The sequence below is a fragment of the Wolbachia endosymbiont (group B) of Lycaena phlaeas genome (genome assembly GCF_947251875.1).
Taxonomy (GTDB): Bacteria; Pseudomonadota; Alphaproteobacteria; order Rickettsiales; family Anaplasmataceae; genus Wolbachia.
The window spans coordinates 431,439-449,649 of sequence record NZ_OX366392.1 but is presented as its reverse complement, the minus strand read 5'-3'; the positions used below and the strand labels follow the sequence as shown (position 1 = coordinate 449,649).

3 protein-coding genes and 1 pseudogene are annotated in these 18,211 nt (G+C 32.1%); 2 read left to right on the top strand and 2 right to left on the bottom strand.

Translation table 11 applies throughout. The annotated features are described in order from the left end of the window. Nucleotides 1-178 precede the first annotated feature (178 nt). Nucleotides 179-2,413 (bottom strand): coiled-coil domain-containing protein, encoded by a 2,235-nt coding sequence (locus OPR37_RS01990; RefSeq protein WP_264376892.1) that lies wholly within the window; start codon nt 2,411-2,413, stop codon nt 179-181. Between the two features lie 972 nt (nt 2,414-3,385). On the opposite strand from OPR37_RS01990, the gene OPR37_RS01985 reads away from it, so the two are divergent. Next, nucleotides 3,386-9,295 carry an ankyrin repeat domain-containing protein gene (locus OPR37_RS01985; RefSeq protein WP_265016869.1) on the top strand — a complete coding sequence of 1,970 codons (5,910 nt, stop codon included), beginning with the start codon at nt 3,386-3,388 and terminating at the stop codon, nt 9,293-9,295. A 263-nt stretch (nt 9,296-9,558) separates the two neighbouring features. Continuing rightward, nucleotides 9,559-17,343 (top strand): tetratricopeptide repeat protein, encoded by a 7,785-nt coding sequence (locus OPR37_RS01980; RefSeq protein WP_264684975.1) that lies wholly within the window; start codon nt 9,559-9,561, stop codon nt 17,341-17,343. Here the strand turns inward: OPR37_RS01980 and OPR37_RS01975 are convergent. Further along, nucleotides 17,337-18,146, bottom strand: a pseudogene (locus tag OPR37_RS01975) (IS982 family transposase). The gene OPR37_RS01980 and the pseudogene OPR37_RS01975 overlap by 7 nt on opposite strands. Nucleotides 18,147-18,211 lie beyond the last annotated feature (65 nt).

The following is an 18,211-nucleotide window of genomic DNA, read 5'->3' as shown; positions in this document are numbered from 1 at the left end:
ACGCTTTTTTGAACATTCCCGATTAAGTCTAAACTATTACAGATAAATTAATCTTTTCTTCATCATTTATTTTAACAGTTACAAGCTTATTTTTACCATCACAAAAAGCACCTCCCGGCTCTAAATTAAAACGCATCTTCATCCCCCTTATTTTTATATCTACAATGTACAGCAACTATCATAATCCCCGACCATAAGCTCTTGCATTTACTCTGAGTAATTGATTTTTATTCACCCCCTCTAGAAAGCTAGATGGATTTTCCATTGTACACTCTGACTGTTTAATAGTCTTACCTGACTCTTTAAAAACACTACTATTTCTTTCGAAATATCCATTTTCTATAGCTGTCAAAACACTTTTTCCCCCTAACAGACAACTCTGCCCTAAACTTGATTTATTCTCTAACTTGTTAAATCTTACTTCATCGACAAGCCTCACCTCTATTTTATTACTATCTTTCTCACTAGGACATAGATGAATACTGATTTCTCCTACTTCGGTAGTAAAAGACATTCTAATGCTATCTCCTGATACGTCTGTGTAATTTCTACTTCCTCCTATATTTTCAACTCTAATTATACTTTTTCCAACTTGAAGTACACCAATGTTTAGATTTAAATCTTTAGCTTTTTGATTATTGAATATCTTTGCAACTTCAATAGTACTATTTTGTGGGTAATCTATACAAAAATATCCATTATCTATTTCTAGTTCAAAGTCATGTTTATCAATTTGCTCATTTTTACTTATAATACTTTCAAGTGCTAACTCCTTCAGCTTTGAAAGGTTTGCTTTTCGCTGACCTAAGGTATCTTTATCTGAACAAATTACGTTTACTACATCTCCATGCTCTTCATCGCTAAATCTGTTTAAAGATGCACCTTCTGATATTATCTGAAATATTTTTTTCTTGTGTAAAAACTCATAAATTCGAGTAGTGTCAGCAGATAAATATAGCTTTGGGAATGTGTCAGCTATACGATCTATCAAGGACATATCAGATTTATATGGAAAAGTGAACATTATTCCTTGTTTCAGTGCTTCGTTTATAACTTTATCAAGTTCTTTTTCGCACTCCTCATAATCTTCTTCGCTACCAGAGTAACCTAAAGTGTCCAGATAATCATGGATCTTATTTATTTTTTGCCAAATACTTTCATACTTTTCTTCTTCTCTTGTATTCGGTTTTACTTTCGCTAAAGAAAAAGAATCTTTTTGACGAATTAAAACAAAAGTATCTTTTTCTTTATGAATTATGGCTTCATCATAGAATAGTTGACTGTAACGCCTACCAAAACTTTCATCATAATCAGGGCAAGGGCTAACATTGTCACTTTCACTATCCGTTTCGTTCCATACTTCAATTGGGAAATCATTATTTTCAAGGTTTTCATCTTCACTTGTTCGGCAATTTTCTGTTTTTCCATATAGCCAGGTTGATTTCTGGTCATCGCTACTTTCATCGTCAGCTTCATTCCATACTCCAATCTCGAAATCAGTATTTTCAAGGTTTTTATCTTCACTTGTTCGATAATTTTCTGCTTCTCTATCTGGTAAGGTTGATTCTTGGTCATTATTATCAATAATATGTTTAATTTTCACTTCAGGTACAAACTGAAGCTTTGCTATTTCTTCTCTTACGTTTTCTTTGTTTATTTCATCTGCAAGAGACACTTCATTACTAATATAGAAATTTTTCTGTTTTAAACTTTCGTTTTCCTTCTGCAGTCTATTGAATTCTGCAAATAGTTCTTTATACTCTGATAAATAAATACAAAATTGATCTCTTACATCATTAAGCTCCTTCTCTTTTTCTAATATCTGATTTTCATAATCACCTTTCAAATCCTCTATACTGTTTATCAGCACTGTACTTTCTTTTCTTACTCTATTTAACTCATCTTCAGTCAAAACCAGTTTTTGCTGTAATTCTTCATTTATTTTGTCTGTTAACTGAATTTCATTCTTTGCCTCTTTTAATTGATTATTTAAGTTCTTAATTATATCACTTTTGTTCTGAGTTTCTAATAATAATATTTCTACTTTCTGTTTTAGCTGTTCGATGTCTTGATCATTTTCAGTTAAATTTCTCGTCCTTCTTTGTAATTCAACTTCAAGCCTTTTAATTTTCCCTTCTAGGGTTTGCATTTCTCTGGTAAGTTCACTTACTTCTTCGTAATACTCTTCTACTCTTTTCTTATAGTGTTTTTGTAACTCTACATTTTTTTTAAGATCAAAATTTTCTTGTTGTAGATTTTCTATTTTACTTTTCAAACTATCTATTGCTTGATTTTCTTCATTGCTAATCTCAAATACCTCTTCAGGAAAATCTTCAAATTCACAAGATGAATTGCCTTCAAGGTCGTTACTACCAAATAAATTATATTGTACTACCTGCTTTAAACTAAACATACCTATACCCCCTACTAAAATAAACAAGTAATATATTGTATGCGCTATATATCATAAATACAATCAATTTGAATATAATCTATTTACTAATTCGTATTGTGAATTTTTATAGAGTAGGTTTAGGTGTAAAATATTATAATACCATTAAAGCAGGTGAATAAAGCACAGTCTTTTTGAGAGGATAAATTTAATGAAAAGACCATACTAATTAGTGTTATAAGGAATTGAATTATTTACTTTCTCCAAAAAACATAAAAAGATCGTATATTTGTGAGAACAATTTAAGCAAAAGCTGCGTTATGAAAATAGAAGCTTGAAATTTTTGCAACAAAGCCAAGTAAATTGGTTCGCATGTAAATATGGCTGAAGTAGGCTAATATAGCTGCTTTTACTATATAATAAATTGATATAAAGAAAAGTTCGCACGGATCTAGCGGTAGTCCAACGCATCCCAAAACAAACTCTTCTCTCACTAGCTAGTTTTGGGTTCTGGAAATGGCTGTGTCGTTTAGGTTTTTAGTGATGTGTGAGATTAAGTGGGTATTAATTTATTTAAAAGTAGAAAGGATCAGTTAGTACATTAAAGTAAAAAAATAGAAGTATTTTTGCAAGCACTGGCTTTAGTTTTAAAAAAATATTAAAACATGAAAAAAGTTCTTGTTCTGCTAGATTTCTTTAGCTATAGTCGAGTTTAACATAATAAATACATGGGGTATTGAGTCAGATGCATTGTATTATGTACATCATTCAGAAAGCAATCCTGGCTTTTTTAAGAATATATCTAGTTTAGTAAGAAATCAAAAGAAAAGCACACTGTTACTCAGCAATCAAAGTTACTTGAAATTAACTTAAGGTTTCTACAGCAAATTGTTTTGGTACAGCTGTATAAGAATCAAATGTTGAAACCAATCTTTAGAAAAGAGGTTTACGACAAAATCATCAAAATATGAATATTAAAATATAGGGGGCTTTATGTTAGGTAAAGAAAATACAAAGGAACAAGTAATAGATAATCAATCTAGGTTAATAAGAATGCAAAAAGAAGACACACTACTATCTAGCAGTCAGCAAATATTAAAGCTGCCAGAAGGTTTTACAATAGGAAAAGCAATTGGAGGAGGAGATTGTTTCTTTGATGCAGTTGCACAGGGACTTAGACAGCTTAGGCCTGGCATGGAATTTACTGTTAAGTCTTTACGTCAGGTTTGTAAGAAGCTAACTTTAAATGATCAACAATTAAGAAAGCAAGTTATACAGGATGCTAGAAAGCTTGAGGGTTATGGAGTAATACTTCCGCAGCCTGGTATTAATGATGATGAATTATGGAGTGCTTACTTGGATAGCATAGAATATACTGTTGAAGATATAGAAAAAATGAAGAGCACAAATCTACCCTTGCATCAAGCATTAACTGGCTCAAAGTATGGAAGTACATTACAAGCTCCTATATGGGGTAGGGTTGAGATTGAGGGAAGGCTAATTTGTAAAAAGTATAATGTCAAGCTACATGTTATAGAGAGCAATCCATGGTATACTAATGATAATCAACAAGAGCCTTTTTTGCATCAATTAATAGATGATTCAGGTTTAAGAAATATAGGTGGATATGATAAAGTTGATTATAACGATGGTAGTATCTTGCATATAATAAATGGAGGATATTCTCATTTTGAGCCAATACTCAGAAAGGAAGTTCAGCAACCATTACCTTATTCTGACCTAACTCAAGTTCAGAGTATGTTGAAAGAACTGTCCTTGGAGCAAATATATGAAGAACTTATTAATACTATAGAGGACTGTAGTCTTTTAGAAATGGAAAAGCTTGAAAAGCTAAAAGTTTTTTTTAGAGCACATCCAAGGTTGGATGTTAATTGTCAGGTTAATCAACGTGGTGATACACTGTTACATATTGCTGTTTGTAATGACGAGTTAGAAATTATCAGGTTTCTATTGAGAAAAAGAGCTAACGCTAATATTTTAAACATGGAGGGTAAGACTTCCATAGACATCGCTAGAAGTAATAACAGGAAGGGTATTGCTAAGATACTGCAACCACTTGTTTCGTATAAAAGAATTGATGTCCCAGGAGATGGTAGTTGCCTATTTTGGTCTGTTGCTTTAGCTTATTTAACTCCTGTAAAATTTGACAATAATAAATTCTGCAAGAGATTTTACCAATTATTTGGAGACGGCCATGATGTACAAACAATCCAAAGGCTAATCCAAGGTGATGTACATATTTGCCAAAATGATATGCTAAGGTGGTTAGTAGAGAAAATATTTCGTGAAAGAGTTGTTGAAAAAATGCGTTCGTTTCAAGAGGAATTGAAAGACGAGATTAGTATGATAGACTTTTTTGAGAGTAAAAATGAAGGTTATATAACAAATGGTAGCTTTAAAGAAAAATTTCTTTCTGATTTTGGCTCTGAAATTGAAGTTAAGCAGCAGTATGGAATCGAGTCTAGTAAACTCCAGCCTAGCCACTTCAATAGTAATGCAGTAGATGACATTTGTATTGAGCTTGAGAAGATACATAACCCTAAAAAGGTTCGTAAATTTCAATTTGAAGCATATTTAGAATGTATGAGGAGTCCTAAAGCTTGGGGTGGTACATATGAGATAAAAGCAATGTCCCAGCTATTAGAAACTGCAATAACAGTATGTAAGGAAAATTCATCCGAAACTTATGGTAAACAAAGAGAATGTCATAATAATGAAATACGCTTGTTTTATAAAAATAGGAATCACTGTCAATTTTACCAAACAGAATATTCAGATTTAGTAAAGTTTGTTCAGAGCTTTGTACAATCATTTGAAATGAAGCTTATTATATATTCTACATTTGGAGAGATGATAAGAAGGAAAAAAGAAGTGCTTCCACAAGAAGTAATTAACAAAGATTTCGTACGAAGCATCTTTGGATTTTCAGTATGTAGAGGTGTAAGGACAATAGGTGGTGAGAGAGCATATAGGAGCAGAAGTTTTTCTTGTCTATCAGATTTAATAGAAATGTTTGACAGTTGTAAGCTCATTTTTAGGAAAGTGTTAGTAGATGCTGGGTGTGATATTTTTCAAAGCTTTGAAGCACAACTTGAGAAAATTGGTTTTGATCAAGTTTCAAGTGTAGTAGAGGATATTGTGGATAAGATAATTCAATATTATATTCAAAAAGAATATGATAGGAGTGTAGATGGTGCAAGCATAGTTGAAGCTCTTGTTCTAGATAAATATTCACAGAAAATACATGGTAAAGTGGCACAGTATGGAAAGAGGAGTTATAATATCATAGATCTGTATGAAAATATTGGAATTGTAACGGGGAAAGAAGACTCTCTTATCTATTATGAAAAAAGAGATAAATCTAGTCAGTATGGTTATCGTCGTCTTTTTATATGTGAGAAGTTGAGAAAAGTGTATGATGAAGTAAAAACTACAAGTACGGAATTTGAGGATTACGTATATACTTTAGATCAACAAAGCTTTGTAAACACTGTGGAAGAGGTGTTCTCTATTGTTAATGAAGAGATTCAAATACCAAGTAGAGGAAAATGGAATAATCTTGTCGAACAGGTTAGATCACACATTGAGAAAGAAGCAGAGTCTTTATTTAAGGAAATTAAGTTTCTTCATAGAAAAAGAAAAACAAGCCTACTCTGTCGTCAAGAATCTTTAATCACAGCAGAAAAAAGAAAGCCCATTAGTGCTCGAGATACGGCAGCAAGCATAAAGCGGCTAAAAAAATCTGAAAAAAATCTTGAATATATGTCTTTAGTAAAAGACAGTCTAGTAAAGTTACAAGATTTAGCTTATTATTCTAAGCTAGAAAAAATATTTAAAAGCCATACTGAGGAAATTTTTCAAGAGTATAAGAAATCCTTTGAATTACATTATAATGACACAAAAAAAACTGATGGATTTCAGCTTAGTATAAAGGGAATTAATCAATCTTTCTTTTCTATAAAAAGATTTAAATCTAAATTGAAGAAACAGAAGCTTAAAGATGTGTGTCCCGCAGTAGATGACTTTACAGGAAGGCAAGAGCAAGTAAAAAGGATATGTCAAGAACTGCAAAAGGAAAAAGGAGCAGTGGTAGTAATAACTGGTAAATATGGCATGGGCAAAACTCAACTGGCTAGAAAGTGTGCTGAGGAAAGTAGAGAAAGTTATAGCCATATCTATGAGATAGAAGACAGTAACATGTTACCTATAGAGAGGCGTTTTTCTTCTTTAACCAAAAGGAAATTAGGTATATATATGGAAGAAAAAAAATCACTAATAGGAAGTAAAAAATGTCTAATTATTTGTCATAATGCTAAAAGAGAAGACATAGAAGAGGTTCTAGAGGTAGAGGATCGAGTAGGTTTTGATTTTTTATTCACTTTTCCTGATCAGCCTTGTAAAGGCGTAGTAGAAGTCGCTTTGGATGCTTTTGAAGAAGATCAAGCTGTACAACTTACTAAAAGAATTTTAGGAATAGTAGATAAATCACAAGACGAACAAATAAAAGTATTTGTAAAAAGGCTTGAAGGTTTTCCATTAGCTATAAAGCTAGCAGCAGCTTATATTAGAAATAGTAAGTTAAGTAATTCAAAAGAAGCATTTGGAATTCATGAATATTTAATAAAATATGAAGATCTTGATCAGGTAATTCCAAAAAATAATAAGCAGGACAAATATGATAGGGTTTTATTAGTAACAACAGGCATTTCCATGGAGGTAATGGAAAAGAAAAATGGTGGAGTACCTTTTAGGTGTTTGAAAGTTATGGCTCATTTGGGTAATAGCTACATTGACCCTGATATGTTTTTAGTTTTGGTTGAACTAGAGTCTACTTTCAAATTGATGGAAAATTATTCTCTGCTTGATATAGAAATGATAGGCAGAAAAAAAATGTATGTTATACATGAATCGATAAAAGAAGCCATACGTTCGCAAATCGCTGAAGATCAAAAGGAGGATATACTGCTAACTGCTGTGGAAATATTTGAAGATGAATTTAGCAATTTGTTGGAAAAAACTGATACTTTGCATCTTATAGCCTTAGTCGATTACCTTGGAAACTATAACACTTTTAAAGAAGAAGAGCCTTTTGTGATTAGATCTATCACACGTTTACATTTAGAGGGCGAGTATAAGGAAGTTGTCAGGCTTTCAACAAGAATATTGCCGATTATTGAATCTTCAACGGAAAATTCTTTAAAAATTAGATATTTACGTGCCCTTGCGTTAGTTGCATTAGAAGATTGTTCAGGGTTAAAAGAGCTTTTTGAACTCAGAAAAAGCAGCTACAGGGGTTATTTTGAGCAAATGCTTCTAGATCATTTTATAGTTATTACTTACACCATAGAGGAGAAGTATGATTGTGCATTAGATTATTTACGAAGTTGTGCTTCTCTACTTTCTGTCAGTGATAACTTATCAAGTAGATTGGCAACTCTATCAATTGATTTGGCTAGAGTATTTGTAATGAAGGAAGAGTATCTATGTGCATTTACAGTATTGTACTACGTTGAACATTTTAAAGTAGAATTTAATTCTACGGGAAAAGATAATTTCTATCAAGATTTTTTTAAAAACCATGACTTATTGTATTTTTCATACCTCAAATACACCCGGACCTTAGGAAAACTTTATAGCATTCAAGATGAAAAATACTTCTATCTTACAACAACATCGCCACATATCAACTTACATAAATTGAATTCATCGATTTTACAAGAATGTTTATTTGATATTCTAAAATACCAAAAGCAAAGTCCTTTCATACTTAGAAGTCCTTTTATTGAAAAAATGATAAGTATGAAAGATAAAAGAAATCTATTAGATGAAGTGTTAACGGAGTTCAACAACTTGATTAGCTCAGGTGAGTTGTATGAAAGCAATCATATAGGTTTTTATAAAAATCTTATACAATTATCTGTTGGGTATGCCTATCTTGGAAAAAAAGGGGCATCACAAGAACTTAAAAACATGCAAGAGTTACAGGAGAGAAGAATAGGGTTAAATCATCTTGGTACTACACAAAAAATGTCTACTGAAAGTGAAAGAAAAAAATGTTTAGAAAAGGAAATAGAGAAAAAATCATTTCTTCCACAATCCAAAGTAATTGATTTTGCTGTTGGTAATACTTTATATGAAGATAGTGTAAATCTATATTGTAGAAACAGTATAAGCTTTTTACACTATGTTGTCACTGCTAGCTCAGATATTATTGAATACCTTACAGATAAATGGGCTAATATGAATCTAAAATTCAGTAGTCTCTTAAATATTATTCCTAGCCTTTTAGAGCGAGGAGCTTGCATAAATCTACAAGATAAGCGTGGTAGGGGGGTTCTGCACTATGCTGTTATTGCTGGTCACCTAAATATTGTTAAATACTTTGTAGAAAAAGGAGCTAATGTAAATCTACAGGATAGAAATGGTGTTAGTCCTCTAGAATACGCTGTTATCGCTGGTCGCTTAGATATTATTGAATACCTTTTAGAGCAAGGGGCTACTATGAATCTAGAATACAAAGATCTTTTGCGTTATTGTATTGCTATTCATGACCAAAATGTTAAAGCGCAATCAATTATGTCCTCAGGCCCTTGTTCTTCAGACTTAAAAGTGCAATCACATAGAAAACAACAGAAGACAACTATACATTTAGGTAAGTCTAAGAAAAGAAGATTAGAAAATACAAGTGCAATATCTAAGGAAAATACGCCGAATATACAACTGCTTCAAGATAACGTATCAGACACATCAATGCAATTTGAAGATCTTGATCATAGAATGCAAGGTGACATTTGTAATAAGTTAGAGGAAAAAGTTAATAGTCAATTGGAAAATAGTGACTCACAGCAGTTAGTTGACAATAGGTACTGGTGCATGCAATAAAATGAAGGAGCATAAGTGATAAGGTATCCGTACCTTCATTTAACAGAATGGCGCTAGATCAACACATTCCAAGAAAAACACTTCTCACGTCTCTTGATTTTGAGCGCTGGAAATGGTTATTTTATTGTCCCAAACTTGGGACAATAAAATAGCCTAAAGATACAATATCTATAAAAGTTACTTGTATTATCGATTTCATTTACTAATATATAATAAAATCTAATATGATCTTAAATTTAAATATAAAATAAGTAATTAACTTTATGGTGAAGGTAATAGATTATCTCAGGACAGATTCACAAGCAGTTAAGTTAGATAGGGAAGAAAAATCTTTTCAATTTAAAAATAGAATAAGACGTCAATATAACCCTAATGATATTAATATTGCCAAGTTGTTTCTTGCGATACGTGAGCATAGAACGGATAATCCTCAGCTAAATAAGATTAGTGAAATTGAAGGGTTACTTACTCAAGTAGAAAATATTAATGATATTGATCTCAATGATGGTGGTAATACACCACTACATGTTGCTGTAAGCAAAAATCATCAAGACATTGTTGAACTTCTTTTGAATGTGTCTGGTATAGACCCAAATATTAAAAATAATCAAGGTAAAACTCCACTAGATATTGCTAAGCAACAAAATAAGGGAGAGATTATTAGGACTCTAGAAGAACATTTAAAAAAATTTTCTGATCAAGTAAAAGGACTTTCTGCACAGGAGGAGGAAGTACATGAAAAGCTAAGAAAGTTTGTTGAAGATTTTGTTTTTATTTATGAACGCTCTTTATCAGAGTACTATAAGAGACTAGAAAATCAAAGAGGAAAGCAAGGTAAATGGGCTGATTTTGTTAATATGATAATATATATAGGAAAAGGTGGAACAGAACAAGGAGAAGCGGAATCAAAAGTAATTCCTCTTATTGGAATTAACATTCTTCGAGCAACAATATCCAGCATTGGTAGTAGTTATAATAGAGCAGAGCTTAAAAAGCTGATAGATCAATTGTATATATTTAAAAAGGATCCAATCAAAGTCAGGGAAGAGTTAGTAAAATCTGGTATTGAAATCTTTCAAAGTTTTGAGAGCCAATTTATACAAGTAACAGCAGAAGGAAGTTGGCGGAGAGCAATGACAAAATTAGCAGAAGATGCTGTGAATAGAGTGGTTGATTACTATAGAAAAAATACTGAAAAAGAGCTTTGTGCTTCCTCAATTACTGAGGGTATTATTTTTGGAAAATCAAAAAGATATAAACAAACCTACACTGGTGTTCCTCATATTAAGCTAGGACATACTTTAGAAAGTAAAAATTCATGGAATACTGCAGAAATATTTGATAAAGCGGGATTAGTAACGATAAAGAGCGATGGTCGTGCTGATAAATACTATAGGAGAATAGACGGAAAGAGTGATACTAGCAAATATGGCTATCGTCTTCTTTTGAAGTGGGAGTTGGAAAATAAAATAAAAAAATTCATGAAAGAATACAGTGAAGAAAATCCTCCCAGAGAAGAGTATAGGTATGTTTTAAAGTCAGATGGGAAAACAAATGAAGAATGGGAAGATGAATTATTGAATGAGATTAATAAGCAAGATCCGAAGTTAGTCGAAGAGAGGTTACTAAGCAAATTCAAAGGAGAAATGGAACAGGAAGCTGAAAAAAACTTCAATGAATTAGAGGATTATATAGGTAAGAATTTTAATGAGTTATCAGGTTACATAGAAAGTAATCAAAATGAGATTAAGGGAGTCTTTGATGAATTAATGAGTCAATATCAGGAAGCCAGTAGGCAACGTCACAAGATAGCAGATTCTATTGTAGAAGGAAGGAAAGAAAGTGAAAAAAGTTTCGAGAAAATAGATAAAAAGCTTGATAAGATATATGATGCAGTTGTAGCAAGAGAGCAAGTAAGAAAGCCTATTTGGTTTAATGTGAAAAAGCCAGTAATTTTGTTTGCTGGAAGAAGGGAAGAGTTAATTGACCTACATAATAAGATACAACTTAATTCAGAAAAAGTAACAGTAATATCACAAATAACCTCAATTAGCGGTTTAGGAGGAATAGGAAAAACTGAGTTAGCTAGACAATATGTTCAAGAATATAGTAAAGATTGTTATGACAACGTTATATGGATCAATGCTGAAAGTGAGATAGCTCTTGTTGAATCATTTACTCGATTAGCGAAGGATAAGCTAAAAATTGATACAAAAGATGCAAATGGAAAAGAAAAGGATATAAGATCTATCGTAGAAGAAGTTTACAATTTTTTTAGTAATAGTAAAAGCTTGTTTATTTTTGATGATGCCGAGAAAAGTAATTATTTGAATAAGTTTTTACCAATTCATGATTCATTACCGGGTGGTAATGGACCTTATATTTTAATTACTTCTCGTAATCGAGAGTGGGAAAGGGGGATAGAAGTTATTAATCTGAACGAATTAAAGTCAGAAGAAGCGATAGAATTTGTAAAAAAGGGCTTGATTATAGAAGATGAATCTCAAAATGAAAAGATAAAAGCTTTGGTAGAGAAATTACAACACTTTCCTTTAGCTATACAGCAAGCAATATCATATATTGAAGATCAAAGAGTTACTAGAAAATTTGATATAGATGATTACCTAAAGGAATATGAGAAAAAAGCGAAAGATTTGCTTAATTATGAAGGATTTAGAGGAATTGATAATAACTATGCAAAAACAACTTTCACAGCTTGGAAGATTACAACCGATAAGATAGCAAGCAATGAAAAGTATGGAAAATTAGCTTTAAGGATTCTTGATGTTATGTCTTATCTTGCACCTGACAATATTAGTAGAGAATTCTTTTTAGATTTGACAGGAAATAATGAAGAGGAATTAAGGTCTGCTGTTCGTTTACTTATAAAATATTCTATGGTTAATGGTGAACAAGAGCAAGGTGTGTTGAGTATTCATAAATTAGTTCAAGAAGTGACAAAAATAGCGTTAGAAGAAGAGGGTAAAAGCGAAGAAGTTATGAAAGAGACTTTCGAGCTACTCAGAGCAAGTTTCCCTTATGGTAGTGATAAACTAGAAGACTATTTAAAAAAACGAGAATTATTACCGCACTTAGAGGCATTTTTATCACGTATAGATAGTTGGTTAAAAAAGAACCCTCAAGATAAAGAAAAAATAGAAAAGGATTATCTTGAAAATTTGTTGACATGGATGAGTGATGGGTATTTTAATTTGGGTAATCCCAAAAGAGAAAAGGAGTTGCTAGAAAGGGTTTTGCCTATTTTAGAAAAGCATTACGGAGAAGATCATTTTGAAGTATTTAAAAGACTAGTAAATCTAAGCAACAGTTATCTAGTTTTAGGTGATTACCAAAGAGCAAAAGATTTGCTAGAAAGAGCTTTAAAAATTGAAAAGCAAGATTATGAAGAAGAGCGTTTTCAATTAGTTAGAACACTGGTAAATCTGAGTATCAGCTATCGAGCTTTAGATGATTATCAGACAGCGAAAGAGTTACTAGAAAGGGCCTTTCCCATTTTAGGGAATCATTATCGGGAGGATCATTCTTCATTAGCTCAAGTACTAATAAACCTGAGTATTGCTTATGGATCTTTAGGTGATTATGAAAGAGCGAAAAAGTCAATAGAAAGAGTATTCTCTATTTTAGGTGACAATTATGAAGAAGAGCACTTTGAGTCAGCTAAAATGTTAGTAAATCTTAGTATTGCTTGTAGAGGTTTTGGTGATTATCAGACAGCAAAAGAGTTACTAGAAAGGGCACTACCTATTTTAGAAAATTATTATGGAGAAGATCATTTTCAGGTAGCTATAGCTAAAACAAATCAAGGTATCACTTATATAGCTTTAGATGATTATGGAAGAGCAGAAGAGTTGCTAGAAAGAGCTTTGCCTATTTTAGAGAAGCATTATGGAGAAAATCATGTTGAAGTAGCTAAAATATTAGTAAATTTAAGTACCATCTATAGATACTTTGATAATTATCAAGGAGCAAAAGAGTTGCTAGAGAGAGCTTTACCTATTTTAGAGAAGCACTATGGGGAAGAGCATTTTGAAATAGGTATGATTCTGGAAAGTTTAGGCACTGATTATATAGCCTTAGGTGATAATCAGGAAGCAAAAGAGGTGCTAGAAAGAGCTTTATCTATTTTAGAGAAATATCATGAAAGAGATCATGTTGAAGTAAGTAAAATATTAGTAAATTTGAGTATCGCCTATAGAGGTTTAGGTGATACTCAGGGAGTAAAAAAGTTGCTAGAAAGGGCTTTACCTATTTTAGAGAAGCATTATGGAGAAAATCATTTTGAAGTAGCTATAACCTTAGAAGATTTAGCTATTGCCGATGGAGCTTTAGGTAATGTTCAGAGAGCAAAAGATTTACTAGAAAGGGCTTCTGCAATATATCAAAGGAGTAAAGTTGAAGAATGTTTGCCGAGTACGAGTTCATTAAGGAACAGAAGAGAAGCAAAAATTGGGAAATGTGAACTGTCTTGGGAAGACGTAGATGAATTCAATACAGAAAAAGATGAGAAAAGAGATTTTAGTAAAATTAAAATAGATAGTAAAAAGTTTATTGACTATATAAAAGATATACCAGAAGAAAAACGTTCTCAGCTAATTGAGCTAGCAGATAAAGTGCAAGTTAAGGGTAGGTTTAGCAATTTGGTCAATAGGCTTACCAGTAATCAGAAGGTCATGAATCATTTAAATAGAGTAAAGAAAATCTCTAGCATAACTATGCATGGAATGATAGCTAAAAATATTTTAGCTGACTTTTTAAACAGAGATTATCAAGGTGTAGCGATTAATGTTGGCTTTATTGCCGGTGGTCAAGGGTTTGCTAAAGTTGCTGAAGTTGCATCTCGTAAAGGATTAAATTTGCTCTCAGAAGAAAAGGTATTACTTGGTAGGTCTTTAAGAGTTGCATCACCTTTTCTTGCTCGAGGTACTTCTGCCTTTATTATTTATGATTTAGTAAATCAGGTAAAAGCATTTAAAAATGGTACAGAAGGAGCATTGGTTGGCGTAGTAGGAGATAGCATTTACCTGGGAGTTGACGCTGCAGAGATTGGGATTGAAGTTGCTGAAGGTTTTGAAGTATTAGAAGGAGTTTCATCTATTACTGGACCTATTGGAGCAGGAGTCGGCACTGCAGTATTTATTTACACTGATATTTATATGGCAGTAAAGAGAGTTGATAAAACTGATGAAATTATTCACTTAACTAGAGGAGAAAAATTTATTGAAGGTTTACGTGTATTTATAGGTATGCAACCTGAACAATATATAGAAGAGTTAATGGAAGAAAAACAACTTTATAACCAATTAGTTAAGCAAGGATTTGAGTATTTAAAGGAGTATAGTGATATTCAAAGCTATGTATTCCCTACTGGTAAATCAGTTGTGAATTCTTGTCGTACAGTGCCACACCAAGTAAGGCAGTGTGGTGGTGCTGGATTTGGAGAATTATGCATGAGAAGAATTAATGTTACACTTTACACTGAAGAATGCAAAGTTAAGTTTAAGATAGACTTAGACAGTAAAGTACTGCTTGATGGAAAAGGAATCGATATAAAATGGAGTAGAGCAAGGCCGAATAATCCAAGTGGTGGAAAATTGTTTTGTTTCTCGCAGGGAAATGACGAACCTGCTCCAAATTATGGGTCATATTTATGCGAAAATGCGATTGGTTTATCTAATAACAAGATAGAAGGATATAATCTAATTAATTTAGGAGAAGGTGAAGATTATGCCAGGGGATTTAAGGATAGTCCGAACGTATTTGTAGTGAATGATGGGTCTAAAGAATATTATGGGGGAAATAAGAATGATATCTTTGTTTTACAGGGAGATCTGATAGAAGGGTCCTTGTACGGAGAAGATGGAATTGATACCTTAGATCTGACTGGATTTGCTCAAGAAGCTGTGAGTGTGAATGTGTATTTAAATACAAATATTGGCACTATTGTGTACAACAGATATGGTTATTCTGGATTTCAAATTAATTCAGTAGAAAGAGTGCTTGGTAGAAAAGCTAAGGCAGATCATATATTTAGTGCATGTGAAACTAAATTCTTGGATGGTAATGGTGGTAAGGAAGATCAACTTGATTATTTGGAAATAAAAGATAATAACTGTGTCTATGATATACAAGTAATAGTTAGAAATTACACTGAAGTAAATAATCTAGCACTCAAAGGTAACTTTAACTATATTGTACCATTTCAAAAAGGTAGTGCATCTGTTAAATTACTTGCTAATTTCGAAAATAACCATAGGTTTATATTCGACTACTTGCTTGCTGATATTCAGAGTATTGATATTAAAGATCACAATAGTATAAAGTTCGATTTTTCCTCAAAAGTTGCAAATAGTAACTTTAGTATATCTATCTCATATAACATAATGAACAATATAATCTATCAATTAAAAGACAGTGCTGAAATAAAAGTAGGTAAGGAAAGAAACTTGTATGCAATACAGAATACTAATAAAACTATTGATGAAATTATAGAAAGTTACCCAGCTATAGCAAATAAACTCAATATGACTATCGCTGTTCAAGATGGTGATGAATCTATACTTGTTGGCTATGGGAAGTGTGAGGTAATTTACAATAATCCAATCTATAACAGTCACTTAATTGGAAATGGTGGTAAAAACATATACGTAATTACTATAGCCTCAGGTGAGCAAAGATATGAACATAATATTTTTTCTATGCCACAAATAAACATCTACAATCCTGATCAAGCAAGTTCTATAGATACGTTAGATTTACGTAACGTGATAAAAATAATACAAGATGATTTGAAAATACATATTAATCTGCCAAGAATTTTTCAAGATGGAAATGATTTGCTAGTTAGGTTAGAAGCAGAAATGGGACAAAGTTTTTTATTAGAAGTGCTAACAGTAAGATTAAAAGACGGTTTGGATTGGTATGAAAATCTTCATATTATCTCAGATAGTGCGCCTATGAAAATAAGTTCTGAATTAGAATTAAAGCCACTACCTTTGATCTTTGAAAAGGATAAAGAAATTATTGTGGTAACGGGTCAAGATGTGGAGAAAGATGCTGAGCTTATCACGCCTAGAAAAGGAGGAAACAATACGTTTGTTCGTAGTAATGGTCATGATCTAATAATAACTAATGCTTTTGATTCGACTATTACTAAAGATGATTTTTGCAGTATTACACTTAGTAAATTCTATAAAACACCTAAGATGAAAACGTTATCAATAAAATTTACTGATAAAGAGATAGTGTTAAAAGATTATGAGAAAGAAATAAGTACAGCAAGAGACGTTAATGTTGTGAAAAAAGAATATAAGGATCAAGTGTACGATGATGTGTTTACAGAAGTCATGTTATCTGATCAACCTCATAGACATAGGCAGCACATTAGAAACCGTAGAATGGTGAGTAGCAGTGCAAAACCATCTTCGTGGATAAATCATTTATTTGGTTGGGTAAAAAGCTCTGTGAGTGGGTTATTAGATTCGAGAGCTGCTCTACCTGAAACTTCAGCAAATTATTCTAATACATCTGGTACTAGCCAATTTAGTAGTGAAGTTTGTATCAGTAACAATTTTGGTTTAGGATTCTTCTTATTACAAAGTTTCCTAGATAAAAAATATCCTCTTCCTAAGTTTTGTTCTGCTACTCATGAAGAAGTGCTGGCTGATACACTTAATATAATGGAAGAATTTAAAAAGACACTTAAAAAAACAGCTAAACAATCTGGTGTATCAGTGAAAGGTTTTGACTTTTTTAAAGTGTATTCAGATATAGCAGGTCATGTAAGGAACGAAAGATATTCTAAAATACCAAGTACATTATATTCAGCCGCAGAAGAAGCCTATCCGGAAAATGAGAAGTTTTTGAGTATTTTAAAAGGCAATATTGAAAAGATGTTTGATAAGCAGCAGATAGTTAATGGTGGATATCAACCTAATGACATTGCTGATAATAAACCTAGAAGCTATTTTAATAACACAACAGTGGACAAAAAGCTACAAACCCCAGTTATGGATTATCCGAGTCAATAAAGCTTAGAAATAGAGGACTTTTTCGACTGCATGGAATACGAAACTAATGTTGAAAAAGTATGTACCAAAAAATTTATGGGGGATCTGTGCCGAAGCTCAAATTTATTTTTCAAACAACCAAAAACTGTCTCAATAATCAATTTTTCTCAATAGAATCTTCTCTTTTAAAGAAATCAGTGCGTTTTTCATGCCTTTTTTCACTTGAGTGACGAGTTTTAGACCTCTATCGAAGAGTTTCTCAAAGAGGTCCTTCTTCTTTATCTCTGAACAAAAGTCCTGTCAATTTTTTAGTCAAATTTGGTGTAGGTTTTCTGTCGTCAACGCTGCCTTTAGTTAGCGTAATAACTTGAACTTCGACTATTTCATTGATTACCAGATGCAATTTAAAACCGAACATAGGTAGTCTTTCCTATATTTGCCAACTCTTTGAAAACTTTATTTTTTGCGATCCTTTTTGTGTGGCAAACAGCGATTGCAGTTGTATCAATATAGAGTGATTTTTGCTTGCTCGCAGAACCACTGCAAAAGCATTGCCAAATACCATAAAACCCTGAGTTTTAGAGCAACAAATCTATGATACGAAGGGAGTTTTGAAAACTCAGAACTGTACAATAATTTAAGATAACTCAAGTAAAAAAACTTGAAATTTTTGCACAGCGATTGTGGTAAAGTAAGATTATAGTAAGTATTTCTGGCACGGTAATTTCAGGTATTCTTTTTGTTTTTTTGCCACTTGATAGAAGCTTTTCTGAAAGTTTTTCATCAGCAATGTGACAAAAATCTTCTATAAAACAGTAAAATATCTTTCTTCATGGATAACCTCTTAATTTTTGCTAAAATACCTGAGTTTACCCTATTCCTCTCTTTA

Coding starts and splice junctions, on each gene's coding strand:
- OPR37_RS01990 (WP_264376892.1), bottom strand. CDS start 2,413: ATGTTTAGTTTAAAGCAGGTAGTACAATATAATTTATTTGGTAGTAAC.
- OPR37_RS01985 (WP_265016869.1), top strand. CDS start 3,386: ATGTTAGGTAAAGAAAATACAAAGGAACAAGTAATAGATAATCAATCT.
- OPR37_RS01980 (WP_264684975.1), top strand. CDS start 9,559: ATGGTGAAGGTAATAGATTATCTCAGGACAGATTCACAAGCAGTTAAG.